We start from the raw sequence: 14,351 nt of genomic DNA, 5'->3' as shown, positions 1-14,351 counted from the left end.
CCACCGCCACCGAATCCGGTGTTTCCGGCTGGTCCCGTCGCTCCCGCGGCCGTCGAGGACCGCCGCGCGCGGCCGGTGCGGCCCGGCCCCCGGCGCCGCTCGCGCCCGCGCCCTGAACAGCGTTTCTTTCCTCACGCCTTGACGGAAGTCGGGGCCGTACCTATGGTCACGGCCCAACACGCGTGTTCAGACAGGCACTTGACGTTCACATACGAGAACCAGCGACCTCGCAGACGAGAACGGATGGTCCCCCCATGCCGTACGCCCCCACCCCCGCACGCACCCGACGCCGCAGATCGCGCCTTCGCGCGGGAACGGCCGTCGCCACCCTGGTGACCGCCCTGGTCGCCGGCCTCGTGGCCTGGCCCGGAGCCGAGCGCGCCGAGGCGGCCCCCACGACCTTCGTGCACCCCGGCGTCACCGTCTCCCGTGCCCAACTGGACTTCACCCGGGGGAAGGTCGACGCGGGCGCCCAGCCCTGGAAGTCCGCCTACGACCAGATGATGGGCAGCAAGTACGCCTCGCTGTCCCGCACCGCCAAGCCCCGCGCCGTCGTGGAGTGCGGCTCCTATTCCGACCCCAACTACGGCTGCACCGACGAGCGCGAGGACGCGATCGCCGCGTACACCACCGCCCTCGCCTGGTACCTCACGCGTGACGAGCGCTACGCGAAGAAGTCCATCGAGCTGATGGACGCCTGGTCGGCCGTCCTGAAGGACCACACCAACAGCAACGCGCCGCTGCAGACCGGCTGGGCCGGGTCCAGCTGGCCGCGGGCCGCCGAGATCATCAAGCACACGTACACCGGCACCTGGGCGAACTCCGGCCGCTTCGGCACGATGCTGCGCACCGTCTACCTCCCCGAGATCATCAACGGCTCCCTCTCCAACGGCAACTGGGAGCTGTCGATGATGGAGGCGGCCGTCGGCATCTCCGTCTTCCTGGAGGACAAGGCGTCGTACGACAAGGCGATGGCGAAGTTCCGCACGCGCACGGCCGCGTACGTCTACCTGGCGTCCGACGGCGCGCTGCCGAAGACCGTGCCCGGCCAGAACCTCGACACCCGCGACAAGATCGTCAAGTACTGGCAGGGCCAGGGGACCTTCACCACCGGCCTCACCCAGGAGACCTGCCGCGACTTCACCCACACCGGATACGGCCTCTCCGCCATCTCGCACGTCGCCGAGACCAGCCGCATCCAGGGCCAGGACCTCTACACGACCGACGTCGGCGAGCGGCTGCGCCAGGGCCTCGGCTTCCAGGCGAAGTACGAGCTCGGCGAGGCCCCGCCCGCCTCGCTCTGCAAGGGCACGCTCCACCGCGGCCTCGGCCCGGTCACCGAGGTCGGCTACAACGCCCTCGCCGGACGCCTCGGCCAGCCCATGACCAACACCCAGAAGCTCACCGAACGCAACCGCCCGGCGGGCTCCAACAACCTCTTCGTCGCCTGGGAGACCCTGACGCACGCGGGCAACCCGAGCTGATCGGTCCCTTGTCCGGCCGGGTGCCCGGTGGCGATACTGGCGCCCGGCCCCCGCGGACCCGGGGGCGGACCGGGGGAGTGGGCCGTGGCGGTGGGCGCGGGGGACATGGTCGTCGTCGAGGACCTGCACCGGACGTACGGCACCGGGGCCGCGGCCGTGCACGCCCTGCGAGGCGTCTCCTTCGGCGTGCCGCGCGGCGAACTCGTCGCCCTGAAGGGCCGCTCCGGCTCCGGCAAGACGACCCTGCTCAACCTCGTCGGCGGGCTCGACTCCGCGGACCGCGGAAAGATCACCGTGGACGGCGTGGACCTCGCCGGACTCGGCGAGAACGGCCTGCTCGCCCTGCGCAGGGACCGCCTCGGCTTCATCTTCCAGTCCTTCGGGCTCATCCCCATCCTCACCGCCGCCGAGAACGTCGGCGTCCCCCTGCGGCTGCGCAGGACCGACCCCCGCGAGCGTGAGGAGCGCGTCCGTCTCCTGCTCGCCCTGGTGGGCCTCGCCGACCACGCCCGGCAGCGGCCCGGCGAACTCTCCGGCGGCCAGCAGCAGCGCGTGGCCATCGCCCGTGCCCTCGCCAACCGGCCCGCCCTCCTGATCGCCGACGAACCCACCGGACAGCTCGACGCGGAGACCGGCCTCGCCGTGATGGAGCTGCTCCGTGCCGTCGTCCGCGGCGAGGGCGTCACCGCCCTGGTCGCCACGCACGACGCGGCCCTGCTCGACCTCGCCGACCGGGTCCTCGAACTGTGCGACGGCGAGATCACCGACCACGGCGCGCACGTCCCCGCGCAGGCCGGCGCGCGGGCCGTCGAGCACTGAGGCACCCGGCACGCCCGGCGCCGCCCGCCCGCATCAGGGTTGTGTCAAGGACGGCACCCCCGTACCGGCTCGTCCGTATTGCCTGATTTGTTGGCCGTAAGGTCGACGCTGCGTACACAGCAGTTTCGGGAAGACAATGGGGCCATGGCACGCGGCAAGCTTCGGATCTACCTCGGTGCGGCACCGGGCGTCGGCAAGACCTACGCCATGCTCTCCGAGGCGCACCGCCGTATCGAGCGCGGCACCGACTGCGTGATCGCCTTCGTGGAGCACCACGACCGGCCGCGCACCGAGGTCATGCTGCACGGCCTGGAACAGGTCACCCGCAAGGACCTGGAGTACCGCGGCACGGCGTTCACCGAGATGGACGTCGACGCCGTCCTGGAGCGCGCCCCCGCCGTCGCCCTGGTCGACGAGCTCGCCCACACCAACGTCCCCGGCTCCCGCAACGCCAAGCGCTGGCAGGACGTCGAGGAGCTCCTCGCGGCCGGGATCGACGTCGTCTCCACGGTCAACATCCAGCACCTGGAGTCGCTCGGCGACGTCGTCGAGTCGATCACCGGCGTGCGCCAGCGCGAGACCGTGCCGGACGAGATGGTGCGCCGCGCCGACCAGATCGAGCTGGTCGACATGTCGCCCCAGGCGCTGCGCCGCCGCATGGCCCACGGCAACATCTACAAGCCGGACCGCATCGACGCCTCCCTCTCCAACTACTTCCGGCCCGGCAACCTCACCGCCCTGCGCGAGCTCGCGCTGCTCTGGGTCGCCGACCGCGTCGACGAATACCTCCAGCAGTACCGCGGCGAACACAACATCCGCTCCACCTGGCAGGCCCGCGAGCGCATCGTCGTCGGCCTGACCGGCGGCCCCGAGGGCCGCACCCTGATCCGCCGCGCCTCCCGGATGGCCGCCAAGGGCTCGGGCAGTGAGATCCTCGCCGTCTACATCGCCCGCAGCGACGGCCTGACCGGCGCGTCCCCCAAGGAACTCGCCGTCCAGCGCACCCTCGTCGAGGACCTCGGCGGCACCTTCCACCACGTCATAGGCGACGACATACCCGCCGCGCTCCTCGACTTCGCGCGCGGCGTCAACGCCACCCAGATCGTCCTCGGCTCCTCCCGCCGCAAGACCTGGCAGTACATCTTCGGACCCGGCGTCGGCGCGACCGTCGCCCGCGAGTCCGGCCCCGACCTGGACGTCCACATCGTCACCCACGGCGAGGTCGCCAAGGGGCGCGGCCTGCCCGTCGCCCGCGGGGCACGCCTGGGCCGCTCCCGGGTCATCTGGGGCTGGCTGGTCGGCGTCGCGGGACCCGCGCTGCTGACCCTGCTCCTCACCCATGTCGACGCCGACCTCGGCCTCGCCAACGACATGCTGCTCTTCCTCACCCTCACGGTCGCCGCCGCGCTGGTGGGCGGGCTGCTCCCGGCGCTCGCCTCGGCGGCCTTCGGGTCGCTGCTCCTCAACTACTACTTCACACCGCCCCTGCACCTGTGGACGGTCTCCGACAACAACAACATCGTCGCGATCGCCGTCTTCGTGGGCGTCGCCGTGTCGGTCGCCTCCGTCGTGGACCTGGCGGCCCGGCGCACCCACCAGGCGGCCCGGCTGCGCGCCGAGGCGGAGATACTCTCCTTCCTCGCCGGCAGCGTGCTGCGCGGCGAGACCAGCCTGGAGGCCCTCCTGGAGCGGGTCCGCGAGACCTTCGCCATGGAGTCGGTGGCCCTCCTGGAGCGCGCGGGCGACACCGACCCCTGGACCTGCGCGGGCCGGGTCGGCGACGGCCGCCCGCTGGAGCGCCCCGAGGACGCCGACGTCGACATGCCCGTCGGCGACCACATGGCCCTCGCCCTGTCCGGCCGGGTGCTGCCCGCGGAGGACCGCCGCGTGCTCGCCGCCTTCGCCGCGCAGGCCGCCGTCGTCCTGGACCGCCAGCGCCTGCTCTCCGAGGCCGACCAGGCCCGCACCCTCGCCGAGGGCAACCGCATCCGCACCGCGCTGCTCGCCGCCGTCAGCCACGACCTGCGCACCCCCCTCGCCGGCATCAAGGCCGCCGTGTCCTCCCTGCGCTCGGACGACGTCGAGTGGTCCCCGGAGGACGAGGCCGAACTCCTGGAGGGCATCGAGGCGGGCGCCGACCGCCTGGAGCACCTGGTCGGCAACCTCCTCGACATGTCCCGGCTGCAGACCGGCACCGTCACCCCGCTGATCCGCGAGATCGACCTCGACGAGGTCGTCCCCATGGCACTCGGCGGGGTGCCCGACGGCAGCGCCGAGCTGGACATCCCCGAGACCCTGCCGATGGTCGCCGTCGACAAGGGACTCCTGGAGCGGGCGGTCGCCAACATCGTCGAGAACGCCGTGAAGTACGCCGCCGAGGGCGAGACCGTGAAGGTCTCCGCCAGCGCGCTCGGCGAGCGCGTCGAGATCCGTGTGGTGGACCGCGGCCCCGGCGTCCCCGACAGTGCCAAGGACCGCATCTTCGCGCCCTTCCAGCGGTACGGTGACGCTCCGCGGGGCGCCGGCGTGGGCCTCGGCCTCGCGGTGGCCCGCGGATTCGTCGAGGCCATGGGCGGCACCATCGCCGCGGAGGACACCCCCGGCGGCGGCCTCACCATGGTCCTCACGCTGCGCGCGGCGGCCGGACGGCCCCCCGTCGGCCCCGAGCTCTCGGCCCAGGTCACCTCGTGACCCCGGGCCACACCGGTCACGCCGTGACCCCGAACCAGAAGCCGGAAAGGCAGGTAAGCATGACCCGGGTGCTCGTGGTCGACGACGAGCCGCAGATCGTACGCGCCCTCGTGATCAACCTGAAGGCGCGCAAGTACGAGGTGGACGCGGCCCCCGACGGAGCCACCGCGCTGCAGGTCGCCGCCGCCCGCCACCCCGACGTGATCGTGCTCGACCTCGGTCTGCCCGACATGGACGGCGTGGAGGTCATCCGGGGCCTGCGCGGCTGGACCCGCGTCCCGATCCTGGTCCTCTCCGCCCGGCACAGCTCGGACGAGAAGGTCGAGGCGCTGGACGCCGGCGCCGACGACTACGTGACCAAGCCCTTCGGCATGGACGAGCTCCTGGCCCGGCTGCGCGCCGCGGTCCGCAGGGCGGAGCCCACCGGCGCGGGCGACGACGACGTCATGGTCGACACCGGGGACTTCTCCGTGGACCTGGCCGCCAAGAAGGTCCACCGGGGCGGGCGCGACGTGCGCCTGACCCCCACCGAGTGGCACCTCCTGGAGGTGCTGGTGCGCAACACGGGCCGCCTGGTCAGCCAGAAGCAGCTGCTCCAGGAGGTGTGGGGCCCTTCGTACGGCACGGAGACGAACTACCTCCGGGTCTACATGGCCCAGCTGCGCCGCAAGCTGGAGGCGGACCCGGCACACCCGCGCCACTTCATCACCGAACCGGGAATGGGATACCGGTTCGAGAAGTGACCGGATCGGTTGCTTCAGCGGGACCCCGAGCGGGTACTGAGCGGACATAACCACAGATGAGCGCACCCCCGTCCCCCCGGTGGGCACCCCCCGGTACGCTTCTTGTATGAGTGCTGTTCCTGGTTCCGAAAGGCCGGCGGGCCGCTTCCGGCGCATGCTCGACCGGCTCTCCTCCTCCCAGGAGGACCTGGAGTCGGAGGAGCTGCGGGAGGACGCGGAGACGGCGGGCTGCGTCCGCATCGGCGACTGCCACGACCGGCAGATAGTCACCGTTACTGGTACCTTGCGCACGGTCACTCTGCGGCCGCGCGCCGGGGTTCCGGCCTTGGAGGCCGAGCTGTTCGACGGTTCGGCGGCGCTGGACGTGGTGTGGCTCGGCAGGCGCTCCATCGTCGGGATCGAACCGGGGCGCAAGCTGATCGCGTCCGGCCGGATCTCGATGAGCCGGGGCCGCCGGGTGCTCTTCAACCCGAAGTACGAACTCAGACCCCTCGGACGGGAGTAGCCGGTGACGTCCCTCGACAAGCCGACGGACCAAGGGAACGCGGACCGGGAAGCCGATTCCCGGGCCGTGACCGAGGCAGCGCTCTTCGAAGCGTTCGGCGGCGTGCGGGGCATGGTGGAGACGGTCGTCCCAGGCCTGCTCTTCGTGACCATCTTCACGATCAACAAGGACCTGCACATGTCGGCCATCGCGGCCCTCGCGGTGTCCCTGGTGCTCGTCGTGGTCCGCCTGGTCATGAAGGACACCGTCAAGCACGCCTTCAGCGGCGTCTTCGGCGTCGCCTTCGGTGTGGTCTTCGCGATGATGACCGGCAACGCCAAGGACTTCTACCTGCCGGGCATGCTCTACACCCTGGGCCTCGCCCTGGCCTACATCATCACGACGCTCGCGGGCGTCCCGCTGATCGGCCTGATCCTCGGCCCGGTCTTCAAGGAGAACCTCTCCTGGCGGACCCGCAACCCCGGCCGCAAGAAGGCGTACGCGAAGGCCAGTTGGGCCTGGGGCCTGATCCTGCTCGCCAAGTGCGCGGTCCTCTTCCCGCTGTACTGGTGGGGGGACACCACGCAGTTCGGCTGGGTCCTGGTCGCCCTGAAGATCCCGCCGTTCCTGCTCGCGGTCTACCTGACCTGGGTCTTCCTGGCCAAGGCCCCGCCGCCGATCGACGTCTTCGCGGAGATGGAAGCGGCGGAGAAGGCCGAGAAGGCCGAGAAGGCGGAAAAGGAACGCGAACACCGCGACGCGTAGAGCCGACACACCGCCGCCCGCCCAGGGGCGCGGGGCCGAGGGGCGCGGAGCCCACGCTCGCGGAGCCCAGGGCGCGGGGCCCACGGTCGCGGAGCCCAGGGCGCGGGGCCCAGGGGCGCGGGCCCACGGCGCGTGGCTAAGGGGCGCGGGCCCACGGCGCGTGGCTAAGGGGCGCGGGGAACTGCGCGCCCAGCCGGACCGAACCCGCCCCCGCCGTACGCCCCCGCGCGGCAGCCCCTGCGGCGCGGCCCCAACGACGAAGACCGCACGCCGGACGCCGGGCCGGACGCCCGACGCCGGACGCCGGGCCGGACGCCGAACGCCGGACGCCGGGCCGGACGCCGAACGCCGGACGACGAAGGAGGGGGGCACCCGGAATCTTCCGGGTGCCCCCCTCCTTCGTCGTCCGGGCCAGCCTCAGCCCACCGTTCGCCGGGGCGGCCTCAGCCCCCGGCCTCAGCCCTCGCGTCGGACCGACAGCAGGTCCTCCAGCTGCTCCTCACGTGCCTGCGCGGCCACGAAGAGGAGCTCGTCACCCGCCTCCAGGGAGTCGTCCGCGGTCGGCGCGAGCACGCGCGTACCGCGGATGATGGTGACCAGCGAGGTGTCCTCGGGCCACTGGACGTCCCCGACCTGGGTGCCCGCGAGGGCCGACTCGGGCGGCAGCGTCAGCTCGACGAGGTTCGCGTCGCCGTGGCTGAAGCGGAGCAGGCGCACGAGGTCGCCGACGCTCACCGCCTCCTCGACGAGCGCGGACATCAGCCGCGGCGTGGAGACCGCGACGTCGACGCCCCAGGACTCGTTGAAGAGCCACTCGTTCTTGGGGTTGTTCACGCGGGCGACGACCCGCGGGACGCCGTACTCGGTCTTGGCGAGCAGCGAGACGACGAGGTTGACCTTGTCGTCGCCGGTCGCGGCGATCACCACGTTGCACCGCTGCAGCGCCGCCTCGTCGAGCGAGGTGATCTCGCAGGCGTCGGCGAGCAGCCACTCCGCCTGCGGGACGCGCTCGACCGAGATGGCGGTCGGCGCCTTGTCGACGAGGAGGACCTCGTGGCCGTTCTCCAGGAGCTCACCGGCGATGGAACGTCCCACCGCACCCGCTCCGGCAATGGCGACCCTCATCAGTGACCGCCCTCCTCGGGACCTTCGGCGAACGCCGCTTCGACCTTGTCGACCTGATCGGTGCGCATCATCACGTGCACCAGGTCGCCCTCCTGCAGGACCGTCTGCGAGGTCGGCAGGACGGCCTCGCCCAGCCGGGTGAGGAAGGCGACGCGCACGCCGGTCTCCTCCTGGAGCTGGCTGATCTTGTGCCCGATCCACGCGGGGGAGGCGTGCACCTCCGCGAGCTGCACCCCGCCGGTGGGGTCGCGCCACAGCGGCTCGGCGCCGGACGGCAGGAGTCTGCGCAGCATCTGGTCGGCGGTCCAGCGGACCGTGGCGACCGTGGGGATGCCCAGGCGCTGGTAGACCTCGGCGCGGCGCGGGTCGTAGATGCGCGCCGCGACGTTCTCGATGCCGAACATCTCGCGGGCGACGCGCGCCGCGATGATGTTGGAGTTGTCGCCGCTGGAGACGGCGGCGAAGGCGCCCGCCTCCTCGATGCCGGCCTCGCGCAGGGTGTCCTGGTCGAAGCCGACGCCGGTCACGCGGCGGCCGCCGAACCCGGAGCCCAGGCGGCGGAAGGCCGTCGGGTCCTGGTCGACCACGGCGACCGTGTGCCCCTGCTGTTCCAGGTTCTGGGCGAGAGCGGAGCCGACTCTCCCGCAGCCCATGATGACGATGTGCACCTGTCCTTTACCCCGCACTCCTGGTCATCCCGCTGACCTGCGAAAACATCCTGCTCACTCTTCTCTCTCAGTCTGCTGGCAACAACGGGGCAACAGCGTGCGGCGTTGCCAAGAGACGAGCTTAAGCCGCATCCGGTTCCGCGCACTCACCCGTGTGGGCGCGAAGCGCGCCCGGGCCGGGCGCGCGGGGCCGGCTCAGTCCACGCTGCGCAGCAGACCCTCGACCTTCTCCAGCCGGTGGCCGAGCTCGACGAGCTGCAGGCGGTTGGCCTCCTGCTCGGACCGGGCGCGCTCGACGGCCTCGCGGTAGGCCTGCATGGCCTCGGCGTACTGCCGGTCGCGCTCGCGGTTGCGCTGCGACTGGAAGTAGGCGACCGCCACGATCGCGCCGGCGAGTATCAGGAAAAAGGCGACCGGGATGATCACGTCGTCCACTAGGACGTCCCCCTTGGTGAGTGCTGTGCGTCCTCGCCCCCGGGACCCTGCCGGACGGCGGCGACGATCGTATCCACGTTCAACCGCACGTCGAACGGCGCGAGTTCGAAGTACTTGAGCGCCTTGCCGTCGTCCGAGAGCTCCAGGCGGCCCACGACGAGGCCGGCCTTCTCCATGCGTTCGAGGTGCATGTAGAGGAGCGGACGGGACACCCCGAGCCGCCGGGCCAGTTCGCTGACGTACAGCTGTCCCGCGGCGAGCTCGTTGATGATCCGGATGCGCTGCGCGTGGCCGACCGCCGCGAGAAAAGCCAGCAGCTCCTCGCTGTCCATGGCCCGCCTTCGTGCTGGTCCCGAAACCTGTCAAACCTGTCAGCGAAGGCTTACGCATGGCGGGTTCCGCTGTCAATCCGCGCTCTCCGCTTCTCCATGACAGTTGACGGCTCATTCCTTCACCTGTCAGTCTCCACTTACACATGAAGCACCGAGCGGTGCGACGGACGGGGCAGGGGTGGGAGAGAGATGAGCAGGAGATCGGTCACGGTGCGCGTGGCACGGTGGAGCGCGCTGCATCCGGCGCGGGCCGTCGTCGGCTGGCTGGTGTTCGTGGTGCTCTGCCTGACGGGCGGCATCGCCGCCGGGACGAACCAGGCGACCTCGGCGGACTTCGGCGTCGGCGAGGCCGGGCGCGCGGAGGCGATGGCGACCGAGGGCAGGCTGCAGAGCCGCGCCACCGACCAGGTGGTGATCCGGGCCCGCTCCGGGCCGCTCGACCGGAGTGCCGCCGACGCGGTGGCGCGGGACGTCACCGCCCGCATGAAGAAGCTCCCCGAGGTCGCCCGCGTGGACGCCCCGGTGCGCTCCGCGAACGGCCGGGCCCTGCGGGTCCAGATCGCCCTGCACGGCGAGGAGCAGGACGGGAGGAAGAACGTCCTGCCGGTGCTCGCCGTGACCGAGCGGGTCCAGCGGGCCCACCCCGACCTGCGCGTCGAGGAGGCCGGCGCCGCCTCGGTGAGCAAGGGCGTCAACGAGCAGCGCGGCAAGGACCTCGCGTTCTCCGAGGCCGTCACGCTGCCGATCACGCTGATCACACTGGCCCTGGTCTTCGGCTCGGTGACCATGGTCGGCGTACCGCTGCTGCTCGCGGTCACCTCGATCATGGCGGCCATGGGCCTGGCCATGCTGGCCTCGCACCTGGTGCCCGACACCGGCGTGGGCATGAGCTTCATCCTGCTCATCGGCATGGCCGTCGGCGTCGACTACACGCTCTTCTACCTCAAGCGCGAACGCGAGGAGCGGGCCCGCGCGGGCGGCAGGCTCAGCCCCGAGGCGCTGGTGGAGGCCGCCGCCGCGACGGCGGGCCGGGCCGTCGTGATGTCGGGCCTCGCCGTGATCGTCTCCACCGCGACCCTCTTCGTCGCCGGGGACGTCATCTTCTCCTCGCTGGCCACCGGCACGATCCTCGTCGTGGCCGTCGCCGTCGCCAGCTCGGTCACCGTCCTGCCCGCCCTCCTGGCGGCCCTGGGGCGGCGCACGGAGCGCCGGGCGGCCCGGCGCCGGGAGCGGGGCAAGCCCCCGGTGTCGTACGCGGAGAAGCCGCCCGGCAAGGTCTGGGGCGCGCTGCTGCGCCCGGCCCGCACCCGCCCGGCCGCCACGCTCCTCGTCGCCGTCCTCGGCATGCTCGCCCTCGCGCTGCCCGCGCTCGACCTCGAACTCAAGGACCCGGCCAGGGACAGCTTCTCGCGCCGGATCCCCGAGATGCGGGACTACGACCGGCTGCTCGCCGACTTCCCCGGCCTGCGCATCCGCCACCAGGTCGTCGTCCGCGCCGACGCCGCCCGCTCGGCCGCGGTCACCGACGCGCTGCGGGACCTCGACCGCAGGACCCAGGCCGACCCGCTCTTCACGCACCACCGCGGCGAGCCCCGTATCCGTACGTCCGAGGACCGCCGCATCACCACCCTGGAGGTCTTCGCGCCGCACGCCACCTACTCCGACCGGGCCGTCCGCTCCCTGGACCACATCCGCGCCACCTACCTGCCGGCCACCGTCGGCAAGCTGCCCGGCGCCGAGACCGCCGTCAGCGGCGACATCCCGCGCGGCACCGACTACATCGACCACCAGAACGACGTGCTGCCGCTCGTCCTCGGGCTGCTGCTCCTCACGACCTTCGGCATGACGGTCCTCGTCTTCCGCTCCGTCGTCCTCGGCCTGCTCGGCGCGGTCCTCAACCTGCTCTCCGCCGCCGCCGCGCTCGGCCTGCTCGTCCTGGTCTTCCAGGGCGACTGGGCCGAGGAGCTGCTCTCCTTCGTCTCACTCGGCGGCATCTCCTCGCGCGTCCCGCTCTTCCTCTTCGTGATCCTCTTCGGTCTTTCGACGGACTACCAGGTCTTCGTGGTCAGCCGGATCCGCGAGGCCGCCCTGAACGGGGTGCCCACGCGCCGGGCGGTCCTGGAGGGCATCGCCTCCTCCGCCAAGGTCGTCACCAGCGCGGCGATCGTCATGGTCACCGTCTTCGCCGGCTTCGTGATGCTGCACATCCTGGAGATGAAGCAGATGGGCTTCGTCCTCGCGGCGGCCGTCCTGCTCGACGCGTTCGTGATCCGCATCATGATCCTGCCCGCGGCGCTGCTCCTGCTCGGACGCGCCACCTGGTGGCCCTCCGGCGCGATCCGCCGGGCCGAGGAGAAGGCGGCACGGCGGCACGGCAGCGGCCCGGTGGCCGAGGAGACGCGTCCGCTCACCGGGCAGCGCTGAAGGATCGGTGGACGACGCCTCGAACCACCGGAGAAAAGGCCCCCGAGACCGCCCCCGGCCCCTCTTCCAGGCCTGATGCCGGAAAAGAAAGAGGGGCGCAGGATCGCACAGGGCCGCCGACCCGTGCAGTTGGGGGTGGTGGGTGGGCGCGCCCCCATTCGAACGCTTACGATCCTCTGCGTGTCCAAACTGACCGACGTGCCCAAACGGATCCTCATCGGGCGCGCACTGCGCAGTGACCGGCTCGGAGAAACGCTCCTGCCGAAGCGCATCGCACTCCCCGTCTTCGCGTCCGACCCGCTCTCGTCTGTGGCGTACGCGCCGGGAGAGGTCCTTCTCGTCCTCTCCATCGCGGGTGTGTCGGCCTACCACTTCAGCCCGTGGATCGCCGTCGCGGTCGTCGTGCTGATGTTCACGGTCGTGGCGTCCTACCGCCAGAACGTGCGCGAGTACCCGAGCGGTGGCGGCGACTACGAGGTCGCCAACACCAACCTCGGCCCCCGGGCCGGACTCACCGTCGCGAGCGCCCTGCTCGTCGACTACGTCCTGACCGTGGCCGTGTCGATCTCCTCGGGCATCGAGAACCTCGGCTCGGCGGTCCCGTTCGTGGTCGAGCACAAGGTGCTCTGCGCGGTCGCCGTGATCATCCTCCTCACGCTGATGAACCTGCGCGGCGTGAAGGAGTCCGGGAAGCTCTTCGCCATCCCGACGTACGTCTTCGTCGCCGGCGTCTTCATCATGATCGCGTGGGGCGCCTTCCGGGGCGTCGTCCTCGGCGACGTGATGAAGGCGCCCACCGCGGACTACGAGATCAAGCCCGAGCACCAGGGCCTGGCCGGCTTCGCGCTGATCTTCCTGCTCCTGCGGGCCTTCTCCTCCGGCTGCGCGGCCCTCACCGGCGTCGAGGCGATCAGCAACGGCGTCCCCGCCTTCCGCAAGCCGAAGTCCAAGAACGCCGCGACCACGCTCGCGCTCATGGGCGGCCTGGCCGTCACCATGTTCTGCGGCATCATCGGCCTCGCCATGGCGACCAACGTCCACATGGCCGAGAAGCCCGCGCACGACCTGGTCCACAACGGCGTGCCGGTCGGCAGCGACTACGTCCAGAACCCGGTGATCTCCCAGGTCGCCGAGGCGGTCTTCGGCAACGGCAGCTTCCTGTTCATCGTGCTCGCCGCGGCCACCGCGCTGGTCCTCTTCCTCGCGGCGAACACCGCGTACAACGGCTTCCCGCTGCTCGGCTCGATCCTGGCGCAGGACCGCTACCTGCCCCGCCAGCTGCACACCCGCGGCGACCGCCTCGCGTTCTCCAACGGCATCGTGCTGCTCGCCGGCGCGGCCGCGCTGCTGGTGGTCATCTACGGCGCCGACTCGACCCGCCTCATCCAGCTCTACATCGTCGGCGTCTTCGTCTCCTTCACCCTCAGCCAGATCGGCATGGTCCGGCACTGGAACCGCCACCTGGCCAAGGAGAAGGACCCCAACAAGCGCCGCCACATGATCCGCTCCCGCGCGATCAACACCTTCGGCGCCTTCTTCACCGGCCTCGTCCTGGTCGTCGTGCTGGTCACCAAGTTCACCCACGGTGCCTGGGTCGCGCTGCTCGGCATGTGCATCTTCTACGCGACGATGTCGGCGATCCGCCGCCACTACGACCGCGTGGCCGAGGAGATCGCCGCCCCGGAGACCCCCAACGACGACAGCGTGCGCCCCTCCCGGGTCCACTCGATCGTCCTGGTCTCCAAGATCCACCGCCCGACGCTGCGCGCCCTCGCGTACGCCAAGCTGATGCGCTCCCACACTCTGGAGGCCCTCAGCATCAACGTCGACCCGGCGGAGACCAAGGCCCTCAAGGAGGAGTGGGAGCGCCGCGGCATCACCGTGCCGCTGAAGGTCCTCGACTCGCCCTACCGCGAGATCACCCGGCCGATCATCGAGTACGTGAAGAACCTGCGCCGGGAGAGCCCGCGCGACGTCGTCAGCGTGATCATCCCCGAGTACGTGGTGGGCCACTGGTACGAGCACCTGCTCCACAACCAGAGCGCCCTGCGCCTGAAGGGCCGCCTGCTCTTCACGCCCGGCGTGATGGTCACCTCGGTGCCGTACCAGCTGGACTCCTCCGAGGCCGCGAAGAAGCGGGCCCGCAGGCGCTCGGAGTGGAACGCGCCGGGCGCGGTGCGCCGGGGACCGGTCGAGAAGCCGCGGCGCCTGAAGGAGCAGAACAAGAAGGAGCCGAGCAAGAAGGCCTGACCCGGGCCCGGCCCGGCCGGGACCCCGGCGGGACACCGCCGGGCACGGCTCCGTGGCGAGCGGCCGGACGACACCCACGTAGACTGGTGGGCTGTTGTCCGGCCGTTCCCCTTTTTACGTTGTGGAGTCAC

At 71.4% G+C, this 14,351-nt stretch carries 12 protein-coding genes; 8 read left to right on the top strand and 4 right to left on the bottom strand.

The window, feature by feature from the left end; translation table 11 throughout:
* The first annotated feature begins 254 nt into the window (after positions 1-254).
* The 6 genes from ACFYXE_RS25860 (at position 255) to ACFYXE_RS25835 (ending at position 6,986) form a co-directional block, all read left to right on the top strand.
* Positions 255-1,484: an alginate lyase family protein gene (locus ACFYXE_RS25860; RefSeq protein ID WP_389316067.1), complete on the top strand. Its 1,230-nt coding sequence runs from the start codon at positions 255-257 to the stop codon at positions 1,482-1,484.
* Between the two features lie 105 nt (positions 1,485-1,589).
* A complete protein-coding gene (locus ACFYXE_RS25855) occupies positions 1,590-2,303 on the top strand; it encodes an ABC transporter ATP-binding protein (protein WP_389316287.1) in 714 nt (237 codons plus the stop codon).
* Between the two features lie 144 nt (positions 2,304-2,447).
* Positions 2,448-4,994, top strand: coding sequence for an ATP-binding protein (locus ACFYXE_RS25850; protein WP_389316065.1), 2,547 nt, complete (start codon positions 2,448-2,450; stop codon positions 4,992-4,994).
* A gap of 59 nt (positions 4,995-5,053) precedes the next feature.
* Positions 5,054-5,737 (top strand): response regulator, encoded by a 684-nt coding sequence (locus ACFYXE_RS25845; protein WP_361164424.1) that lies wholly within the window; start codon positions 5,054-5,056, stop codon positions 5,735-5,737.
* A gap of 106 nt (positions 5,738-5,843) precedes the next feature.
* A complete protein-coding gene (locus tag ACFYXE_RS25840; RefSeq protein WP_361164427.1) occupies positions 5,844-6,242 on the top strand; it encodes an OB-fold nucleic acid binding domain-containing protein in 399 nt (132 codons plus the stop codon).
* Between the two features lie 3 nt (positions 6,243-6,245).
* Positions 6,246-6,986 (top strand): DUF3159 domain-containing protein, encoded by a 741-nt coding sequence (locus ACFYXE_RS25835; protein WP_389316062.1) that lies wholly within the window; start codon positions 6,246-6,248, stop codon positions 6,984-6,986.
* Between the two features lie 456 nt (positions 6,987-7,442).
* Here the strand turns inward: ACFYXE_RS25835 and ACFYXE_RS25830 are convergent, their stop codons facing one another.
* The 4 genes from ACFYXE_RS25830 to ACFYXE_RS25815 all read right to left on the bottom strand — a co-directional run bounded on the left by ACFYXE_RS25830 (position 7,443) and on the right by ACFYXE_RS25815 (position 9,546).
* Positions 7,443-8,111, bottom strand: coding sequence for a TrkA family potassium uptake protein (locus tag ACFYXE_RS25830; RefSeq protein ID WP_361164433.1), 669 nt, complete (start codon positions 8,109-8,111; stop codon positions 7,443-7,445).
* A complete protein-coding gene (locus ACFYXE_RS25825; RefSeq protein ID WP_389316060.1) occupies positions 8,111-8,779 on the bottom strand; it encodes a potassium channel family protein in 669 nt (222 codons plus the stop codon). Before ACFYXE_RS25825 ends, ACFYXE_RS25830 begins: the two co-directional genes overlap by 1 nt.
* A 195-nt stretch (positions 8,780-8,974) precedes the next feature.
* Positions 8,975-9,214 carry a hypothetical protein gene (locus ACFYXE_RS25820; RefSeq protein WP_389316058.1) on the bottom strand — a complete coding sequence of 80 codons (240 nt, stop codon included), beginning with the start codon at positions 9,212-9,214 and terminating at the stop codon, positions 8,975-8,977.
* On the bottom strand, positions 9,214-9,546 hold the full coding sequence (locus ACFYXE_RS25815) for a winged helix-turn-helix domain-containing protein (RefSeq protein ID WP_361164441.1): 333 nt from the start codon (positions 9,544-9,546) through the stop codon (positions 9,214-9,216). Before ACFYXE_RS25815 ends, ACFYXE_RS25820 begins: the two co-directional genes overlap by 1 nt.
* A 189-nt stretch (positions 9,547-9,735) precedes the next feature.
* On the opposite strand from ACFYXE_RS25815, the gene ACFYXE_RS25810 reads away from it, so the two are divergent.
* Positions 9,736-11,970, top strand: coding sequence for an MMPL family transporter (locus ACFYXE_RS25810; protein ID WP_389316056.1), 2,235 nt, complete (start codon positions 9,736-9,738; stop codon positions 11,968-11,970).
* Between the two features lie 180 nt (positions 11,971-12,150).
* A complete protein-coding gene (locus ACFYXE_RS25805) occupies positions 12,151-14,220 on the top strand; it encodes an APC family permease (protein ID WP_389316054.1) in 2,070 nt (689 codons plus the stop codon).
* Positions 14,221-14,351: the final 131 nt, after the last annotated feature.

The sequence above is a fragment of the Streptomyces sp. NPDC002564 genome, assembly GCF_042889645.1.
In the GTDB taxonomy this organism is placed as follows: Bacteria; Actinomycetota; Actinomycetes; order Streptomycetales; family Streptomycetaceae; genus Streptomyces.
The sequence above is the reverse complement of the archived record's forward strand: the minus strand, read 5'-3'. Positions and strand labels throughout refer to the sequence as shown.